General features: G+C 47.5%; 19 protein-coding genes. 5 read left to right on the top strand and 14 right to left on the bottom strand.

Annotation, left to right across the window (positions count from 1 at the left end; all coding sequences use genetic code 11):
* The first annotated feature begins 44 nt into the window (after positions 1 to 44).
* From argA to ACSSU7_RS11290, 5 genes are all read left to right on the top strand, one after another.
* Positions 45 to 1,646: an amino-acid N-acetyltransferase gene (gene argA / locus ACSSU7_RS11310; protein ID WP_492516569.1), complete on the top strand. Its 1,602-nt coding sequence runs from the start codon at positions 45 to 47 to the stop codon at positions 1,644 to 1,646.
* A 61-nt stretch (positions 1,647 to 1,707) separates the two neighbouring features.
* Positions 1,708 to 2,592, top strand: a complete 885-nt coding sequence (argB, locus tag ACSSU7_RS11305) for an acetylglutamate kinase (protein ID WP_492516568.1) — start codon at positions 1,708 to 1,710, stop codon at positions 2,590 to 2,592.
* 92 nt (positions 2,593 to 2,684) lie between these two features.
* Entirely contained in the window at positions 2,685 to 3,314 is a 630-nt protein-coding gene (locus tag ACSSU7_RS11300) for a pyrimidine 5'-nucleotidase (protein ID WP_492516567.1), read from the top strand.
* 29 nt (positions 3,315 to 3,343) lie between these two features.
* Positions 3,344 to 3,901 (top strand): nucleoid occlusion factor SlmA, encoded by a 558-nt coding sequence (gene slmA / locus ACSSU7_RS11295; RefSeq protein ID WP_492516566.1) that lies wholly within the window; start codon positions 3,344 to 3,346, stop codon positions 3,899 to 3,901.
* 37 nt (positions 3,902 to 3,938) lie between these two features.
* Positions 3,939 to 4,160, top strand: a complete 222-nt coding sequence (locus tag ACSSU7_RS11290; RefSeq protein WP_304860071.1) for a DUF2788 domain-containing protein — start codon at positions 3,939 to 3,941, stop codon at positions 4,158 to 4,160.
* Positions 4,161 to 4,244: 84 nt separating this feature from the next.
* Here ACSSU7_RS11290 and ACSSU7_RS11285 read toward each other — a convergent pair whose 3' ends face one another.
* The 14 genes from ACSSU7_RS11285 to murD all read right to left on the bottom strand — a co-directional run bounded on the left by ACSSU7_RS11285 (position 4,245) and on the right by murD (position 20,134).
* Positions 4,245 to 5,453 (bottom strand): multifunctional CCA addition/repair protein, encoded by a 1,209-nt coding sequence (locus ACSSU7_RS11285; protein WP_492516565.1) that lies wholly within the window; start codon positions 5,451 to 5,453, stop codon positions 4,245 to 4,247.
* A gap of 13 nt (positions 5,454 to 5,466) precedes the next feature.
* Positions 5,467 to 6,414 (bottom strand): complex I NDUFA9 subunit family protein, encoded by a 948-nt coding sequence (locus ACSSU7_RS11280; protein ID WP_492516564.1) that lies wholly within the window; start codon positions 6,412 to 6,414, stop codon positions 5,467 to 5,469.
* 147 nt (positions 6,415 to 6,561) lie between these two features.
* Positions 6,562 to 8,580, bottom strand: a complete 2,019-nt coding sequence (locus tag ACSSU7_RS11275; RefSeq protein ID WP_492516563.1) for a lytic transglycosylase domain-containing protein — start codon at positions 8,578 to 8,580, stop codon at positions 6,562 to 6,564.
* Entirely contained in the window at positions 8,573 to 8,755 is a 183-nt protein-coding gene (locus ACSSU7_RS11270) for a hypothetical protein (protein ID WP_492516562.1), read from the bottom strand. The genes ACSSU7_RS11275 and ACSSU7_RS11270 overlap by 8 nt, the downstream gene beginning before the upstream one ends.
* 64 nt (positions 8,756 to 8,819) lie before the next feature.
* Positions 8,820 to 9,749: a UDP-3-O-acyl-N-acetylglucosamine deacetylase gene (gene lpxC / locus ACSSU7_RS11265; protein ID WP_492516561.1), complete on the bottom strand. Its 930-nt coding sequence runs from the start codon at positions 9,747 to 9,749 to the stop codon at positions 8,820 to 8,822.
* A 196-nt stretch (positions 9,750 to 9,945) separates the two neighbouring features.
* Positions 9,946 to 11,124 carry a cell division protein FtsZ gene (ftsZ, locus tag ACSSU7_RS11260; protein ID WP_492516560.1) on the bottom strand — a complete coding sequence of 393 codons (1,179 nt, stop codon included), beginning with the start codon at positions 11,122 to 11,124 and terminating at the stop codon, positions 9,946 to 9,948.
* 91 nt (positions 11,125 to 11,215) lie between these two features.
* Positions 11,216 to 12,454: a cell division protein FtsA gene (ftsA, locus tag ACSSU7_RS11255; RefSeq protein WP_135278625.1), complete on the bottom strand. Its 1,239-nt coding sequence runs from the start codon at positions 12,452 to 12,454 to the stop codon at positions 11,216 to 11,218.
* Positions 12,455 to 12,473: 19 nt separating this feature from the next.
* Positions 12,474 to 13,307: a cell division protein FtsQ/DivIB gene (locus tag ACSSU7_RS11250; RefSeq protein ID WP_492516559.1), complete on the bottom strand. Its 834-nt coding sequence runs from the start codon at positions 13,305 to 13,307 to the stop codon at positions 12,474 to 12,476.
* Positions 13,297 to 14,202, bottom strand: a complete 906-nt coding sequence (locus ACSSU7_RS11245) for a D-alanine--D-alanine ligase (RefSeq protein WP_492516558.1) — start codon at positions 14,200 to 14,202, stop codon at positions 13,297 to 13,299. The genes ACSSU7_RS11250 and ACSSU7_RS11245 overlap by 11 nt, the downstream gene beginning before the upstream one ends.
* On the bottom strand, positions 14,202 to 15,092 hold the full coding sequence (murB, locus tag ACSSU7_RS11240) for a UDP-N-acetylmuramate dehydrogenase (RefSeq protein ID WP_492516557.1): 891 nt from the start codon (positions 15,090 to 15,092) through the stop codon (positions 14,202 to 14,204). The genes ACSSU7_RS11245 and murB overlap by 1 nt, the downstream gene beginning before the upstream one ends.
* Positions 15,089 to 16,531, bottom strand: coding sequence for a UDP-N-acetylmuramate--L-alanine ligase (gene murC, locus ACSSU7_RS11235; protein ID WP_492516556.1), 1,443 nt, complete (start codon positions 16,529 to 16,531; stop codon positions 15,089 to 15,091). Before murC ends, murB begins: the two co-directional genes overlap by 4 nt.
* A complete protein-coding gene (gene murG, locus ACSSU7_RS11230) occupies positions 16,528 to 17,619 on the bottom strand; it encodes an undecaprenyldiphospho-muramoylpentapeptide beta-N-acetylglucosaminyltransferase (RefSeq protein WP_492516555.1) in 1,092 nt (363 codons plus the stop codon). The genes murC and murG overlap by 4 nt, the downstream gene beginning before the upstream one ends.
* Positions 17,616 to 18,779 (bottom strand): putative lipid II flippase FtsW, encoded by a 1,164-nt coding sequence (gene ftsW / locus ACSSU7_RS11225; RefSeq protein ID WP_331018769.1) that lies wholly within the window; start codon positions 18,777 to 18,779, stop codon positions 17,616 to 17,618. Before ftsW ends, murG begins: the two co-directional genes overlap by 4 nt.
* The gene (gene murD, locus ACSSU7_RS11220) at positions 18,776 to 20,134 is read right to left on the bottom strand and encodes a UDP-N-acetylmuramoyl-L-alanine--D-glutamate ligase (protein ID WP_492516554.1); all 1,359 of its coding nucleotides are present in this window, start codon (positions 20,132 to 20,134) and stop codon (positions 18,776 to 18,778) included. The genes ftsW and murD overlap by 4 nt, the downstream gene beginning before the upstream one ends.
* Positions 20,135 to 20,136 lie beyond the last annotated feature (2 nt).

Raw genomic sequence — 20,136 nt, 5'->3', positions numbered from 1 at the left:
TAAATAATACAAATTAATTCTAAGGCACAAACTAAGGTTAAATCATGTCACTTGGTCAATGCATACGCAATAAGCGCAAATCACACCATTTAACCTTGCAACAGCTCGCATCCAAAATTAATGCAGACGCAGGAAATTTGTCACGTATTGAGCGCGGCGAGCTGGGTGTTTCAGAATCGCTACTACGCAAAATTGCGTCCGCATTAGATACAACGCCTGCCAATCTTTATGCAGAAAGTGATGCCATACAGCCACAACACCAGGTAAATGAGCAAGCACCCACTTACGCCAAAAGCCAAGCAGAGACTGCCAATAGTACTAATGCTAAAGATTTTGTGCAATGGTTCCGCTCCGCCACACCTTACATCCACGCGTTTGGCGGACGCACCTTTGTGATTGCATTTGGTGGCGAGGTTGTGAGTGAGCAGCAGTTCATTGCGCTATCGCACGATTTAAACCTGCTAGCGAGCTTAGAAGTGCGCTTGGTATTAGTGCATGGCTCACGCCCGCAAATTGAACAACGGCTCAAACGCGACAACATCTCTCCGCTCTTCCATAATGGGCTACGCGTCACCGACGATGCAGCGATGGAAGCGGTGAAAGAAGCCAATGGCGCCATCCGTGTAGAGATCGAAGCACTGCTCTCAATGGGGATTGCCAACTCACCAATGGCGGGCGCAGATATCCGCGTAGCAAGCGGCAACTTTGTGACCGCCAAACCGTTGGGCGTGCATGACGGTGTGGATTTGCAACATACAGGCGAAGTACGCAAAGTAGATGCAATTGGCATTCAAAAACGGCTAGACGACAATGAAATGGTATTGCTATCACCGCTAGGCTACTCACCAACGGGTGAGGCATTTAACTTAAGCCTGGAAGACGTTGCCGTCAGTACCGCAGTGGCACTAGATGCAGACAAACTTATTTTCTTAATGGACTCAGCAGGTGTACATAACCTACGTGGCGAACTGCTGCGTGAAATGACCGCTGAGAAAGCTAAAAACCTGTTAAGAAACGTAAGAGAAACCGAGCAAGCCATTAACATATCAGAAGACGTGACCTATTACTTACCGGCAGCAGTGCGTGCCTGTGAGCATGGCGTGGCCAGAACACACTTAATCAGCCGGCATATTGACGGCGCCATTATTCAAGAACTGTTCACACTGGATGGCATTGGCACCATGGTGACCGAACTGAGCCTAGAAAGCATGCGCCAAGCCAACATTGATGATGTGGGCGGTATTTTGAAGCTGATAGAACCGCTAGAAAACGATGGTATTTTGGTGAGACGTGGCCGTGAACGACTGGAAATGGAAATTAATCACTTTCACGTGATGGAGCATGACAACCGTATTATCGGCTGCGCAGCACTCTACCCGTTTGAATCAGAAAAGACTGCCGAATTTGCATGCCTAGCCATAGACCCTGCATACCGTGGTGGCGGGCGTGGTGATAAATTATTCTACTACTGCGCCAACGTAGCCAAACAGCGCGGCCTTAAAAGTTTATTCTGCCTGACCACGCGGACTGAACATTGGTTTTTGGAGCGAGGCTTCACCGAACAAGGGGTTGAAAAACTGCCGGCAGAGAAACAAAAACTTTACAATTACCAACGTAAATCTAAGGTGTTTAGCAAAACATTGTAAACAAAATTTAGTTACAATGACGGAAACCAAATTGACCCAAATTTAAGCTTACGGAAAACTCATGCTAAACCAATCAACCGCTGCAAAAAAAGCAAAGACGCTGGCTGAGGCGTTACCCTACATTAAACGTTTTTTTGATAAAACCATCGTCATTAAATACGGCGGCAACGCTATGACAGATGAACACTTAAAAGAGTGCTTTGCCAAAGACGTAGTACTGTTGAAACTGGTGGGCATGAATCCTGTAGTGGTACATGGCGGCGGACCGCAAATCAACGAAATGCTGGATAAATTAGGCAAAAAAGGCGAGTTTATTCAGGGCATGCGCGTGACCGATGAAGAAACCATGGACGTGGTGGAAATGGTGCTCGGCGGGCAAGTGAATAAAGAGATTGTTAACCTAATCAACCGCCACGGCGGCAAAGCCGTGGGCCTCACCGGCCAAGATGGCAACTTTATTCACGCACACAAGCTGCTGATTGCCGACAAAGACGATGCCTCTAAAATGATTGACATCGGTCAGGTGGGTGAAATTTCAGCGATTGACCCTAGCATTATCAACTTTTTAGACACCGGCGATTTCATCCCTGTCGTTGCTCCAATTGGCGTAGGCACAGAAGGCGAAACTTACAACATCAATGCCGATGTCGTTGCAGGCAAACTGGCCGAAATACTCAATGCAGAAAAGTTAATCTTACTCACCAACACACCAGGTGTGCTGGATAAAAATGGCGACCTACTCACCGGCTTAACCCCCAAGCAAATTGATGAAATGGTGGCAGATGGCACACTATCAGGCGGCATGTTGCCTAAAATCAGCTCTGCATTAGATGCCGCGCGCAGTGGTGTAAAAGCCGTGCATATTATCGACGGCCGTGTTGAGCATGCCTTGCTGCTAGAAGTGCTCACAGACGAAGGTGTTGGTACTTTAATTAAAGCCAAATAACCAACAAGGCACAGTTAGCTACCGCGGGACTTCTCACAGAATAAAACCGCGACAAAGCAATCTGTGCCCCATATGAAACCTCCACATCAAGCATGAGCAGAATCTGGATTTTTGACCTAGACGATACACTGCATAATGCCAGTGCGCATATCTTCCCAGTCATGAACCGCAGCATGACGCAGTACATCATGGATGAGCTTTCCATGAGCGAGTCTGAAGCCCATGCACTACGCCAACATTACTGGCGCATTTACGGCGCTACGCTCAAAGGGCTGATGCGCCACCACGGCACAGATCCGCATCACTTCCTGCATGAAACACACCGTTTGACCAGCTTGCCTGAGATGGTGATTCAAACTAAGCGCTTGAAACACATGCTTACATCGCTGCCAGGGCGTAAGTTAGTATTCACCAACGCACCACGCAGCTACGCCATGCGTGTACTGGAATTACTGGATATCGCGGATGTATTTGAGCTAATTTTCAGTGTGGAATCCACACAGTTTCATGCCAAACCATCACCCCGCGGCTTTCAGCGCTTACTCAACACCATTAACGCCAAAGCAAGCGACTGCATCATGCTGGAAGACAGCCTGCCCGCACTGATGACTGCCAAACGCCTAGGCATGCGAACCATATGGATATCAAAACAATTAAATAAACCAAATTTTGTGGATTATCGCCTAACCTCAGTGTTAGCACTTACTCACATTAAGCTATAATTAAATCAATTATTTGTTAAGGAAATAAAATGGCCGGCGAACGTAAACAGCAAATTCTAGAAACTTTAGCAAAAATGCTGGAATCTCCAAAAAGAGAGAAAATCACCACCGCATCATTAGCAGCAAAATTAGAGGTGAGTGAAGCTGCGCTTTACCGTCACTTTGCGAATAAAGCACAGATGTTTGAAGGTTTGATTCTGTTTATTGAAGAAACCATTTTTGGCCTGATTAATAAAATTAGCACAGAAGAACCAGAAGGCCTAAGACAAGTACAACGCATCGTCACCATGCTGATGGTGTTTGCCGAAAAGAACTCCGGTATGACGCGCGTACTTATCGGCGATGCACTGGTGAATGAAGACGACAAATTACAATTACGCATTAACCAACTATATGACCGCATTGAGGTCACATTGAAACAATGTTTGCGTATTGCTGAAACCCAAACCGGCCAAAAGCAAGATGCAGAAGCACAGGCAAATTTGATTGTTTGCTACATTATCGGCCGCTGGAACCAATACGCAAAAAGCGGTTTCAAACGTAAACCTACAGAGTTTATTGAGCAGCAACTGCCTAACTTACTGTAATTAAAACCACAAGCCCAACCCTACTTAGGAGATCACGTTGGAAGGTACAATTTTTGGCTTCACTGAAGCACAAATCACCGAATTTGGTATGACATTTGGCGTTGGCGGCTTAATGCTACTAATGCTATTTATTGTGGGGCACTTGGCTTGGGAGTCAAAAGCCGGAAAGTTTGGCGCATTTGTATTGTTTTTGGGGCTGACCTTTGGGCTGGTTGGTTACGTGGCTAAGTACTTCATCCAGAACTCACTGGGCATTTAAATCCAACTGCTACAGCAAGTCACGAACGTATAGCTACTTTCGTACCGAGTGAAGCATCACAGCAGCACACTGTGTTAGCAAGCACTAAAGCACACGTTTAATTGCGTTAACTCTTGCCTCAAAAATCGCAGCCTTGATTTTTTCTACCTCAGTGTGGGCGCTAGCAACAGCACCCGCATCCACACTCAGTGCGGCATCTAATACCTTAAGCATCAAATCTGCAGCCAGTGTGGGGCATTGCTCGAAATCGGTTCTACCACGTGCATCGGCCTCGCACGCCAGTAAAAACTCTTTAAATCTTGCTGGCTGCCTGATTGCATCTAACTGGATTAAAAACTCCAGCAGCGTACTGGGGCGCATATCTAAAGACTGGTATAGCTTACCGTGGAACTTAGTCACGATTAACGCAAGCTCTTTACAATCATTCGGCACACGCAATCGTTTGCATAGATCTTTCACCAAATGTACGCCACGCTCTTCGTGGCCAATATGTCTAGGTAAGATCTCTTTTGGCGTGGTGCCTTTGCCAAGATCGTGCATCAATGCGGCAAAGCGCACTGGCAGTGTAAAGTTCTGGCGGGCAGCATAATCGACCACTAACATCACGTGCACCCCGGTATCCACCTCTGGGTGATATTGCGGTGGCTGCGGCACACCCCATAGCCTATCTAATTCCGGCATCAGTCTATTCAAGGCGCCACATGCACGCAATACTGTAAACATTCGTGACGGCTGAGATTCCATTAAGCCCTTAGCCAGCTCCTGCCATACGCGCTCGGCAACCAAGGCATCCACCTCGCCCGCTTCCACCATTTGCTGCATCAGGCTTAGCGTTTCCGGTGCCACATGAAAATCGTTAAACCGTGCAGAAAAACGCGCAATACGCAGAATGCGCACAGGATCCTCAGCAAAGGCATCACTAACGTGACGCAATGTCTTGGATTGGATATCGGCAATGCCATTAAACGGGTCGACCAGCTCGCCCGACTCACTTTTGGCAATGGCATTGATGGTTAAGTCACGTCTGGCTAAATCTTGCTCTAGTGTGACTTCTGGCGATGCGTGTACAGCAAAGCCCTTGTAACCTTTGGCGGTTTTGCGCTCGGTACGTGCCAGCGCGTATTCTGCCTGCGTAGCTGGATGCAAAAACACGGGAAAGTCTTTACCAACCGGCCTAAAGCCGGCGGCTACCATTTGCTCAGGCGTACTGCCGACAACGACATAATCTTTATCTTTAATCGCATAGCCCAGTAGCTCATCACGTACTGCGCCACCAACGATATAGGTTTGCATGACGCAGCCTAAGTTAGCGTGCCGCTGAGCTACGGAAGCGATCATAAGCGCCACGCGCGTTACGATCTACCAAGTACTCTGGTAGCACTGCCTCTAATGCGCTAGGTTCCACCGCTAAAATAGCAGGCAGTGGCTGCTGGCTCACACTATCAACCTCCATGGACTTGATATTGTCTCGTGACATTAACTTCACTGGCAAAAACTCCATGGTCAACGCTTGTACATATGAGAGTGTATTATTCAAGCCAATAATTGGGCGTTGAATCGACAACGCTTGCATGATTTGCTGCAGCAGCTCACGGAAGGTATACACTTTAGGCCCAGCCAATTCATAGGTCTGACCATAGGTAGCGGTGTTTTCTATACTGTTCACAAAGCAGCTCGCTACATCTTCCACCCAGATTGGTTGGAACTTTGCATTAGGCTTAGCCAACACTACCACTGGCAGTAACTTAACCAGTGTTGCAAAAAGATTGGTAAATTTATCACCGCGCCCAAAAATGATGGATGGCTTAAATATGGTGATATTAATTTTGTCCTGCAGTGCTTTCAATGCCGCTTCACCAGCTGCTTTTGAGCGCAGATATTGGCTTGGCGCATGCTCATCTGCGCGCAAACTGCTCATTTGAATCAGGCGTTTGATACCTAAATCAACACAAATCTTGGCTAGTTGCGCTGGCAACTGGTGATGAACCGCATTAAAGCCTGAACGATGACTCTGATGCAAAATGCCAATCAAGTTAATCACGGCATCAGTACCTCTAAGCACTGCATTCAAGGCGTGATAATCCAGCACATCACACTCAACCACACTCACATTAGGCAACAAAAACAAATGCTTGGCAGTCTCTCTTCTGCGCGTTAACACGGTTACCGCGTATCCAGCTGCATCCAACTTAGCCACAATCGCGCTACCGACAAACCCTGAACCGCCCAGCACACATATCTTGTTTAACTGCATGACTATCCTTCTACCTTACGTATTCACTCTAAAAATATCACCAACCGTCTACTATACTCATTATTTGGCAAACTTGGCATCTGGCAAACTTGGCAACGGCAGCCTTCAACGTAATGATTAGGCTGCGGCCTTACTCATCAATTAACGCTATTCAACATCTGCCAATATCACCTCTGGTTTTGCGCGCCCTGGAATCGTCCCCATTCTGGCTTTTAATGTCTGCACCGGGTAACCAAGCTTAGGCGCATAAATCTGCGCGTTTGCCATCACCTTTTGCACATAGCTTCTGGTTTCACCATAAGGGATAGTCTCAATATAAATAGCGGCTTCCATTGGTTCATCTGCCGCCCATCGCCGTGCACGGCTAGGGCCTGCATTGTATGCAGCGGTCGCCATCACAGCCTGCCCGTTCATCGCCTCTAGGGTATAGCGCATGTAGTAGGTACCAATACCAACGTTAAACTTGATGTCATGAATCATCTCTTGGCTGTAGTCACTTAAGCCCATGCGCTGCGCCGCCCATTTAGCGGTAGCCGGCATCAGCTGCATTAAGCCAGATGCCCCTACCCCTGATTTAGCATAGTGCATAAAGCGGCTTTCCTGACGGGTTAAGCCATAAATCCAAGCTTCATCTACGTTCTCGTTAACGGCTGCAGCGCGGAATAGATCACGATAGGGGATAGGGTAGCGCAAGTTAAAATCATGCAGCTGCTTGGTATTATCCGCGGTACTAATCGCAACATCGTACCATTTCTGGCGCTGGGCATATTCGGCGGCAGCCAATAACTGCTTGTCATCAAAGTCGCGCGTTACCCACACCCATTCCGCTTTAGCCTCCCAGCGCATGTCCTGCTTTTGCAGCTCTAATGCACGCTTAATGCCAGGCTGGCTGGCAATCGCCATCACCTCTTGCTCTACTGGCGTATATTGCTGCTGTGGGCTATTCACCACACTGCCTAACTCCTCCAGTGCAAGCCAACCATAATAATGTCGCTCGGTAGACAGTGGGCCTAATATTTTATTGGCGTCCACCACTATTGATTTCTCTTTTAACGCACGGCCTTTCCAATAGCGCCATGCACCCTCTTGCTGTTGTTCCGGGTTCATTTTGCCGATAGCATCCAACAACACATCCCAGTTTTGAGCGCGCATTGCGGCGCGTGCCATCCATGCCAGCTGTTCTTTATCTAAAGGAGTTTCATTAGCTTTTGTATAGAACTCAAGCGCCTGAGGGTGATGCGTACGTGCTGCATGATAGGCAATGCGTCCCCATGCAAAGGCCGCATCACTCGCAGACCATTTATCCTGCAATGCCTGATTGACCGTAATCGCATCCAATATATTGTTACGCGCCAATCGATCTAGAGCGTATAGATTGACCTCTATATCATCACGTGTTTTAAAAGCTGGTGTTTTTAATGTGGCCTTTTTATTATTAATTTTGATGTTCACGGTTTTGCTGGTGAGCAAAAGTTTTGGCGTTTGCTCTGCCACCGCGAGTAACTCTAGATTGCTTTTATCAAACGTAGGTAAACGCGTAATGATGCTCTTGGCTACACTAAGTTTGCCATCCTGCAAGGCTATGCGTAGCCTTGCCCAGATATCATTGGCACTCAACGTGCCAGCTTCTTGCATTGCATCAAATAAGGGGGTGCAGCTACTTGGCAAGTCTGCAGAGCTCAGCCATATTTTTTTAACTTGTGCAGATACTTCCTGATTATCAAACTGGTGTTTGCCATATAGTGCATAGCATTCCACCGCAGTATCCGTACGTTTGAAATTTGGATAATGCTCAAAAAACAATGCCCAATCTTGTTTCTTGCCCAGTTTTTTAAGCCACTCACCACGTAAGCGGTCTACAAATGCCATATCGGCATATTGTGCAATAAAGGCCTGCACCTCGGCATTGTCAGCTTGGTCCAGTCTCAGTAACATTAGCCAATAGGCGGCATAGGGCGCCAATATGTATTGCTGGCTATTGAGCTGGCTCACATCCTCAGCCAATACCAACTCATTCTTTTTAGCATAAGCCTCACGCGCATGCTCAAACAATGCCTGATCTGACATAGCAGCGGCCTGGCCAGACACTAGTAACGCGCCTAAGCACAGCTGACTAAGCTGCTTAGGCATCACGCGTAGGGATAATTTTTCGAATAGGCTAAACATAGGGGATACGACGCAACACATAAAGGACGGCCGTGACTAAGGCCAAAAAGAAGGTATATTTAATGGTTTGTTTGAAATAATGAAGATACTTCTTATCGCTTGATAATAAGTACAGGCCTAGCAACACCATCGCGGTAATCACTAATAAAACGAATATCAGGCGAATCATCAACATATACGCCTCCTCTGCATCATGACTAAACTTGGTTGACTATGTCACCAATTATTTTTGCTTTAACTTAATACACAGGCTTTGCTAGCAACTGGGCTGGCTGCGACAAAAATGTAGCCGGTGCATCTTCTTGCTTTTCAAAGGTGGTGTACTCCCACGCCGTAGTGTCCTGCATAAGCGCACGCAACAGCTGGTTATTCAATGAATGTCCGGATTTGTAAGCATAAAAAGCCCCCAAAATTGGATGACCCAACATATACAGGTCGCCAATCGCATCTAGCACTTTATGTTTAACAAACTCATCGTCATAACGTAGACCATCCGCATTCAGTACACGATATTCATCCAGCACGATTGCGTTATCTAAGCTACCGCCACGCGCCAAGCCATTGGAGCGTAAATACTCAACTTCATGCATAAAGCCAAAAGTACGCGCACGGCTGATTTCTTTAATATAAGAATCTGCAGCAAAATCTATTTTGACGTTATTACCTGAGTGTTCAAATACCGGGTGGTTAAAATCAATGGTGAAGTCAATCTTGAAGCCATGATATGGCTCAAACCGCACCCACTTATCACCCTCTTTTACTTCTATTGTTTTTGTAATGCGTATAAATTTCTTGGCAGCGGCTTGCTCAACAATGCCCGCTTCCTGCAACAAAAACACAAAAGGACCTGAGCTTCCATCCATAATCGGAATTTCAGAAGCATCAACCTCTACATACACATTATCTACACCCAAACCTGCAAGTGCAGACATCACATGCTCAACAGTAGCAACGCGCGCGCCATTAGCCTCCAGCGCAGAGCACATTCTTGTGTCATGCACTACGCCTGGAGTAGCCACGATTTCATTGGGCTGAGGCAGATCAACCCGTTTGAAAACAATACCAGTATCAGGTGCAGCGGGGCGGAGGGTAAGAGTAACCTTTTCGCCATTGTGCAACCCGACGCCTGTGGCGCTTATCGCTTTTTTAAGTGTACGTTGCTTTAACATGCCTAATCTATTTCCATTTCCTAAGTTCCAGTGCAGTAAATTTCTGTGTAGCGCACTTACCAACTACTAAAGCCTAGCCAAGCGTTAAAACTTAACTATTTACCTTATGAATCAATTAAATAATAACATAATTCAAGGCGACAGCCTTTCGCTGGCTACATTGCCCTATCTACACCGACCCCTAGAACAATATCAGTTAGTCAGCTTGTTTACGTAAAAATGCTGGGATGTCATATTCTTCAACCCCTGACATTTTCATCGCTTCCACTTGCGCACGGCGGCTGTTTGAACCAAACACTGCCGGTGCTTCATCGTCGGTAGCGATATTGGCATTACCAACAAAAATCGGTTGGTTAGTCGTACCATCACGCACCACTTGTTGTGGCATTACACGTAACTCTGGTTTTTGCTGACGGCGTTGCGCGCCAGTCAAACCTGTTGCCACCATCGTTACACGCAAACCATCACCCATGCTGTCATCAAACACGTTGCCTACAATCACTGTGGCATCTTCTGCGGTGAATGCTTTAATCGTATTCATCACATCGTAGTACTCTTTCATTTTGAAAGCAGTTGATGTTGTGATATTCACTAAAACGCCACGCGCATTCGCCAAGTTGACATCTTCAAGCAATGGGCTTGCTACTGCCTGCTCAGCTGCGATACGTGCACGGTCAGGACCAGTTGCCAGCGCAGAACCCATCATTGCCATCCCCATTTCAGACATCACAGTGCGTACGTCAGCAAAGTCAACGTTCACCATACCAGCGCAATTGATGATTTCAGCAATGCCTGATACCGCATTGTGCAACACGTCGTTAGCTGCTCTAAATGCTTCCAAGAACGGTACGTCTTCGCCTAATACTTCCATTAACTTTTCGTTAGGAATCACAATCAGTGAATCCACATACTTTGATAACTCATCTAGACCATCAGATGCAACTTTAGTGCGCTTACCTTCGAATGAAAAAGGTTTGGTCACTACTGCAACCGTTAAGATACCCATTTCTTTAGCGATTTGTGCAATCACTGGTGCAGCACCGGTACCTGTACCGCCACCCATACCAGCAGTGATAAACAGCATATCAGCGCCATCAATCAGCTCTGCAATCGCATCACGGTCTTCTAACGCAGCTTCACGGCCGACTTCTGGTTTGGCACCTGCGCCCAAACCGCGAGTCATCGCCTCACCAATTTGCAATACTGTTTTTGCTTGGCTCTTTTTCAAAGCTTGCATATCAGTATTAGCGCAAATAAATTCAACGCCGCCCACATTTTTTTCAATCATGTGTGCAACTGCGTTGCCGCCGCAACCACCAACACCAATCACCTTAATCACGGCTTCTTGGGAATTTTTTTCCATAATTTCAAACATTTTATTGCCTCCTCTTTTTAGCGTTTACTTTAACTGTCACTTCTGCCTTACTGCTTTTCACTGCTAAACACTTACTACTTACAAATTACTTTTAAAAATTACCTTGGAACCAGCTTTTCATTCTTTCTAAAATGCGTCCGAATGAGCTTGATTCCATCTGGCCAGTTAAATGGCGCTCCAACTGTTGTTTGCCCATTAACACTAGGCCTACACCAGTGGCATAGCGCGGATTGCTCACCACTTCTGATAAACCGCCCACATAACGTGGCATGCCTAAACGTACTGGCATATGGAATATTTCTTCACCTAACTCCACCATGCCGCGCATCATGGCTGAACCGCCGGTGATGACGATGCCTGATGCAATCATGTCTTCCATACCGCTACGGCGTAACTCATTCAGTACTAGCTCATAAAGCTCTACTACACGCGGCTCTAATACCTCAGCCAGTGTTTGTACAGATAATTGGCGTGGGTCACGACCATCTACACCCGGCACTTCAACCACTTCACGTGGGTCTGCCAGTTGGCGCAACGCACAACCGTGCTTAATCTTGATATCTTCAGCTGACTGCGTTGGTGTGCGGAAAGCAACTGCCACGTCGTTAGTCATTTGGTCACCTGCGATAGGCACTACAGCGGTATGGCGAATGGCGCCTTGTTTGAACACAGCGATATCAGTAGTGCCGCCGCCAATATCCACTAAGCACACGCCTAGTTCTTTTTCATCTTCGGTCAGTACAGCTAAACTCGAAGCTAAAGGCTGCAAAATCAAATCACTGACTTCAATGCCACAGCGTTTGATGCACTTCACGATATTTTGTGCAGCAGCTACCGCACCAGTCACGATGTGCACTTTCACTTCTAATTTCATGCCGCTCATGCCCAATGGCTCGCGTACATCCTCTTGGCCGTCGATAATGAACTCTTGAGTAAGGATATGCAAAATCTGTTGATCCGCCGGCAAAGCAATAGCACGTGCAGTTTCAATCACACGGTCCACATCCATTTGTGAAACTTCAGCATCTTTAATCTTGACCATGCCGTGTGAGTTAAGGCTCTTGATATGGCTGCCAGCAATACCGGTATATACGTTATTGATTTTGCAATCGGCCATCAACTCAGCTTCTTCCAATGCGCGCTGAATTGACTGCATGGTAGATTCGATATTCACCACCACGCCTTTTTTCAGCCCGCGTGACACGTGTTGACCTAACCCGATCACCTTCAACGTACCTTCAGGCTGCAATTCGGCCACAATCGCCACAATTTTAGATGTGCCGATATCCAAGCCTACAATCAAATTTTTATCTTCTTTAATTCTGCTCATTCTTCATCCCTTCCGTGAATTAGGTCACGGTTCCCGTACGTTTTTTCACTGCTTCGCTTTTAATTGCTTTTGTATCGCTTGGCTTGGCCTTGGCAGCATCTACTGCCTTAAGAACGCCAGCCACACTAGCGACTTTTTCTTTTTCTGTATTTACCACCGCTGTCGGCCTACGCACCGCAAAACCACTTGGATAGCGTAAGTCCACATAAGTAATTTTCTTATTCAGCCCCACCAAAGTACTGCTATATATATTTGCAAACTTCTCTAACCTTGCCTGCATTTCCACTCTACCCAGCTCCAGCACGATGCCGTTGGTGGTTGTCACCTGCCAAGCTCGCCTTGGCGTTAACGCCAAGGTTGCCACTTCTAAATTAGCGCTTTTTAGCACTTTGTTTAGCGAGTCATATTGTGATGCCACTTCAATCACACCATTATCTGGCCCGTAAAACACAGGTAAATCACTACCAGATGCCGCATGAAACAACTCGCCCTGCTTATTCACCAATGCGGTGTTCCCCCAACGGGCAAGTGCCTGATGCTCTACTATCACCACTTCCAACTTGTCCGGCCAACGACGGCGCACACTCACACTGCGTGCCCAAGGTAACTTCTCAAACGCATCACGCGCATTAATCAAATCCAGCGTAAAAAAGTTACCTTTCAAATGCTTAGCCACAATCAGCTTTACCTGCTCACGGCTCACATGGTGCAACTCCCCATCCACTTTAACTTCGCGTAATGGGAAAATCGGCAGATGCACCACCACATATACCACCGCGTATAACGCCACTACCATACTGATCGCATACAGTAGATTTGCTACCCAGTTAAGTAATGCAGGCTTATCCCACATGCGCTAATCTCAAAATTCTTACGACCAACTCATCAAAACTGATGCCTGCCGCTTTTGCCGCCATCGGCACCAAACTGTGGTCTGTCATCCCTGGGCTAGTGTTCACCTCTAAAAAGTAGTGGTTACCTGCCTCATCCATTAAGAAATCGACACGCCCCCAGCCTTGGCAACCAATGGTATTAAATGCCAGTAAAGCTTCCTGCTGTATCTGTGCTTCTTTTTCCGCACTTAAACCACAAGGGCATTTGTACTCTGTGTCATCACGCAAATACTTGGCTTCAAAATCATAAAATTCGTTCTTAGGTACGATGCGTACAATCGGCAATGCCTGGTCACCCAAAATACCCACGGTATATTCGCCACCGCCCACAAACTGCTCTGCAATCACCAATGGATCAGATTTGGCGGCAAGCTCGTATGCCGCTTTCAAGCCACCGGCTTGCTTCACCTTACTAATACCAATACTAGAGCCTTCGTTGGCTGGTTTTACAAATAAAGGTAAGCCTAGCTTTTTCTCAATCGCATCAAAATCTGAATCTGCAGTCACTACTTCAAATGCTGGCGTACTCACCCCAGCGGCAGACCACATCATTTTGGTGCGCCATTTATCCATGCCTATGGCAGATGCCATCACACCACTGCCGGTGTATGGAATGCCCAGCAACTCTAAAGCACCTTGCATTGCACCATCTTCACCAAAACGGCCATGCAGTGAAATCATGGCTAAATCAAAAGCCTCTAAATCGTGTAATGGCCTTGTGGCCGGGTCAAACGCATGCGCATCAACACCCTGTCTTTGCAATGCGGCAAGCACAGCCGTGCCGCTTTTAAGCGAAACTTCACGCTCGCCAGACTTACCACCTAATAACACTGCTACTTTTCCAAATTCCTGCATTATTCTCTTACCTCTAATTCGCCCAGCACTTTAACTTCCTGTTGCAGTGCAACCCCTTGTTTTTCTAACACTGTTTCGCGCATATGCTGAATCAGCAATTCAATATCCAGTGCATTTGCACCGCCAATATTCACAATAAAATTGGCATGTTTTTCTGATACTTGCGCCCCACCAATGATGTAACCTTTTAATCCGCTTGCCTCTATCAGCCTGGCCGCAAAGTCTCCTGACGGATTCCTGAACGTAGAGCCCGCACTCGGCTGATTCAAGGGCTGAGCTGCTAAGCGTTTTGCCAGCAGTGTTTTAATCTTCTGGACTGACTCTTGCGCATCACCATGTTCTAATCTCAGCCATGCCGCGACAAACCATTCATCTACTGCCGGCATATCGATATGCCGATAACTTGGAATAAACGCCGCAGCATCACGCGTATTCAGTTCACCGCGTTTATTAATCGTTGTCACACGCTTCACTACATTCCAGGTTTCACTGCCATAACATCCCGCGTTCATCGCTAGCGCACCACCTAAGGTGCCTGGAATACCTGCAAAAAACTCGGCGCCTTGCCTCGCTTCTTTAGCGCAGAACTTTGCCAATTTGGCACAAGTCACACCGGCCTCAGCATAAACAGCCTCGCCATCCATATGCAGCGCTGTTAATACGTTATGCATCAACACTACCGTGCCGCGTATGCCGCCATCACGCACCAATAGGTTTGAGCCCAGCCCGATAAAATAAGTAGGCTCAGCAGCATCTAAGCCTTGTAAAAACACACTCAGGTCTTCCAAACTCTCTGGAATATAAAATTGGTCTGCACGACCACCCACACGCCAGCTGGTATAGCGCGCCATGGGTTCGTTTAAGAGCAATTTTCCTTTAAGTTGAGTCATGCTGCGGCAACCCCTTGAGATTGTGCTTTAGTCAACTGCAACTCTTTGGTTTTTAAAGCTACTTGGCCAATAGAGCCTGCGCCCATCACAATCACCACGTCATCCGCACGTGCAATATCTAAAATTGCTTGCGGCAACTCATCAGTTGTTTCTACAAATAACGGTTCCACCTTGCCTGCAACGCGAATCGCGCGTATCAGCGAGCGTGTATCTGCGGCCACAATCGGCGCTTCGCCTGCTGAATAAACTTCGGTGAGCAACACCACATCAGCACTTGATAGCACTCGCACGAAGTCTTCAAAGCAGTCTCTAGTGCGTGTATAGCGATGCGGCTGGAATGCCATCACCAAACGTCGATTCGGGAAAGCGCCGCGCGCTGCCGCTATCACCGCTTGCATCTCTACCGGATGATGTCCGTAGTCATCAATCAGCGTAAATGTGCCGTTGCTGGTTTCATTGCGTGGCATGGCTGGCACTTCACCATAACGCTCAAAGCGTCTACCCACCCCTTTAAATTCTTTAAGGGCTTTAATAATGGCGGCATCCGGCACATTTAACTCACTAGCGATGGCAATCGCTGCTAGCGCATTCAACACATAGTGATTGCCGGGCAAGTTCAAGGTCACATCAAACTCTGTGGTCACGCCGTTAATTCGTTGCACGGTAAAGTGCATCTTGCCGTCGTCGGCACGTACGTTCTTAGCGCGGATACGTGCATCTTCACTCAAGCCATAAGTCATCACCGGCTTAGTCACGCGTGGCAATATTTCGCGAATATTGGCATCGTCCACACACACCACGGCCATACCCCAAAACGGCAATTGCTGTAAGAACTCTACAAATGCACTTTTGAGTTTCTCAAAGCTGTGTTCATAAGTATCCATATGGTCTTGGTCAATATTTGTCACCACCGCCATCACTGGTGTCAGGTGTAAAAATGACGCATCTGACTCATCAGCCTCGGCCACGATATAGTCACCAGTACCTAATTTAGCATTAGCATTGGCCGCCTCTAATTTGCCGCCAATCACAAAGGTTGGGTCCATGCCGGCTTCAGCCAAAATACTGGCGATTAAGCTAGTAGTGGTGGTTTTACCGTGCGTGCCGGCTACTGCAATGCCCTGTTTAAAGCGCATTAGTTCAGCCAGCATCAGCGCACGCGGCACCACTGGTATCTTTTTCTCGCGTGCCGCCTTAACTTCCGGATTCGCCTCATTTACCGCGGAGGACACCACAACTACATCCGCATCTTTCACGTTTTCAGCTTCGTGGCCTTGGTAGACGGTTGCGCCAAAGGCAACCAAGCGCTTGGTCGTTGCATTTGCGGCCAAGTCTGAACCGCTGACGTTAAAGTCCAGATTAATCAACACTTCAGCAATGCCGCTCATACCTGAGCCGCCTATGCCAACAAAATGCACATTTTTTACTTTATGTTTCATTTCGCGACTCCTTGCTCTGCCATTTGTACGCAAACTTTTGCAACATCAGCGGTGGCCTCTGGCTTGCCCAATGCACGTGCTTTTTTTGCCATGTCCAGACACTGCTCACGACTTAACTCATTTAAAATTTTTGCCAATTTATCTACACTCAATTCTTTTTGTTGCACCAAAATTGTGGCGCCTGCATCTGCTAAATACTGAGCGTTACCAGTCTGATGATCATCCACCGCAAACGGGAACGGCACCATCATAGAACCCAACCCCGCCGTAGAAATTTCAGCCACGGTTAATGCGCCTGAACGGCAAATCACAAAATCTGCCCATGCATACATCTCTGCCATGTTTTCAATATAGGCACGCGCATCTGCTACTACGCCTGCTTGTTTATAATTGTTTTGCAATACTTCAATATGCTTCACACCTGCCTGGTGTACTACTTGCGGGCGTTGTGCTTCTGGCAACTTGGCCAAGGCCTGCGGAATCACCTCGTTCAACGCTTGCGCACCCAAGCTGCCACCAACAATTAATAAGCGTAACGCGCCACTTCTATCGGCAAAGCGCTGCTCAGGCTGTGCAATATTTGCAATATCTGCGCGCACTGGGTTACCCAATAAATCTGCCTTAGCGCCAAACGCCGCAGGAAATGCAGCCAAAACTCGTGTAGCCACTTTGGCCAGCACCTTATTGGTTAAACCAGCAACCGAGTTTTGCTCATGTATCACTAATGGGCGTCCTTGCAAACGCGCCATTAAACCACCAGGGAATGCAGCAAAACCACCCATGCCCAACACCACATCTGGCTTAAACTGATTGAGCGCTTTTAAACTTTGTGTAAACGCTGTGATTAACTTCACCGGCAATAACAGCCAACCCAATAAGCCTTTACCACGTACGCCTTGCATAGTAATCATGGCCTTATCGTAAGGTTTGCCTGCAATCAGCTTATTTTCCATACCGCCTTCAGTACACAGCCAAACGATATTCCAGCCTTGGCTTTTCAATGCATCCGCCACGGCCATCGCTGGGTAAACATGCCCACCGGTGCCGCCGGCCATCACCATTAAAGTTTTAGTGGTTGCTTTACTCATGCTGGCAACCCTTTTTGTAATCGGCGGTTTTCAAAATCAATGCGTAGCAATATGGCGAGTGCAATGCAGTTAGCTAAAATGCCGCTACCGCCGAATGACATCAAAGGCAGCGTCAAGCCTTTGGTTGGCAGCAAGCCCATGTTCACACCCATATTGATAATACTTTGCACACCAATCCATACGCCCAAGCCCTGTGCTAGCAACGCTGAGAAATAACGTTCATTCTCTATCGCTTCTTTGGCTATGCCAAACGCGCGAATCAATATCCACATAAACAAGCCAATCACGGTGAGCACACCAACAAAACCCAGCTCTTCCGCTACTACCGCCAATAAAAAGTCTGTATGCGCCTCTGGCAAGTACAGCAGTTTCTCTACACTGGCTCCTAAACCAACGCCAAACCATTCTCCGCGGCCAAACGCAATCAACGCATGTGACAACTGATAACCTTTACCATACGGGTCTGCCCAAGGGTCCATAAAACCGATCACGCGCTCTAAGCGATATGGCGAGCTCCAGATCAGGAACACAAAACCAACCACCAGTAGCACAATCAAACCACCAAAGATTCGCGCATTGATTCCGCCCAACCACAGGATAGAAATTGATATCGCCGCAATTACTGCAAACGCGCCAAAGTCAGGCTCATTCAGTAAAAGCCCGCCCACCAGCAGCATTACAAACAACATCGGCATAAAGCCTTTGGTGAAGCTATCCATCACTGCAGCTTTACGAACTGTGTAATCTGCCACGTACATGGCAGCAAATAATTTCATAAATTCGGATGGCTGCAAGTTAATCACAAACAAAGATAACCAGCGGCGGCTACCGCCTACTACCTTGCCAATACCCGGGATAAGTACCAGTACTAACAATGCCAGGCCTAGTAAAAATAGGTATGGCGCCATTTTTTGCCACCAGGCCATCGGCACATTAAATGCAATAAAACCGGCGGTTAAGCTCACAATCAAGAATATGGCCTGACGCACTAGGTAATAGCTGCTGTTATAACCTAGCGCTTTATCTGATTCTGCAATCGCAATCGATGCTGAATACACCATGACCAAACCAATCCCTAGCAAAATGAGGGTGACCCACAGCAAGCTCTGATCGTAGCTTGGTGAGTTGATGCGATCACGATTCAACATGGCAGTAATCATGCGGCATGCTCCAAACGTTTCACTGCTGCCACGAACACTTCGGCACGGTGTACATAGTTTTTAAACATGTCAAAACTGGCGCAGGCTGGAGACAGCAATACCGCATCGCCCACTTGCGCGAGTTTCTTTGCAATAGTCACTGCCTCTGGCAAGTCTGCGGCATGGTACATAGGCACATCAGTGGATAACAGCTCAGCTTCAATCAAAGCGGCATCGCGGCCAATCAGTACCACAGCACGTGCGTTAGCACTCACTGCCTCTTTAAGCGGCGAGAAATCTTGCCCCTTGCCATCGCCACCGGCAATCAGCACTATTTTTTGTGATAATCCAGATAATGCCGCGCAAGTTGCTCCTACGTTAGTGCCTTTTGAGTCATCGTAATAATCAACATCATCAATATTGGCAACCCACTCCACGCGATGCGGCAAGCCTTTAAAGTTGTACAAAGTCTGAATAATTGGCGCAAAGTCCAAGCCTATGCCACGGCACAAGGCAATAGCTGCCAATGCGTTGCTGGCATTGTGCAACCCGGCAATTTTCAAGTCGCGGATATTCATTAAGTCATGCGTACCGCAGCTCAGCCATGCCTCGCCATCCACTTGTTTAATGCCATAATCTTGCTCAGCAACAACGTCATCCAGACCAAATGTCACTTGTGCCAACTTAGCGCGCGACATCATCATGCTCCAGGCATCATCACGATTGAGCACCTGCAATTTTGCATGGTAAAAAATATGCGCCTTGGCCACAGCATAGCTTTGCATGCTGTCGTATCTATCCATATGATCTTCTGATAGATTCAACATGGTGGCTGCATCTGCTAACAGACTATTGGTTGTTTCTAACTGAAAGCTAGAAAGCTCCAGTACATAAACATCCGGAGTTTCCATACTTAAGGTATCAAGTACAGGTAAGCCAATATTGCCAGCTACGATAGTCTTCAAACCGGCCGCTTTGCACATCTCGCCCACCAGTGTGGTAACTGTAGTTTTACCGTTGGCACCGGTAATCGCAATCAGTTTGGCACTAGCTGGGCGGTATTGTGCAAATAACTCCACATCCCCCACTATCGGCACGCCGCGTTGTATCGCAGCCTGAATTTCAGGCTCGCTCAACGGCACGCCCGGACTAATCACAGCTAGGTCCACACCATCAAACACGACTGGCTTCAACGCACCGGTATATACCACTGCATCTGGCAATTCTGCTTTTAATGCATCCAGCCCTGGCGGCACCTCGCGTGTGTCAGCCACAGACAAACGTGCGCCTTGGCTATGCAGCCAGCGCAATGCTGATAGCCCGGTATCCCCCAGGCCCAGCACTAATACTTTTTTGTCTTTTAACGTGATTTGCATGT

This window comes from Methylotenera sp. E1MeOHC1 (assembly GCF_058745595.1).
The sequence above is the reverse complement of the archived record's forward strand: the minus strand, read 5'-3'. Positions and strand labels throughout refer to the sequence as shown.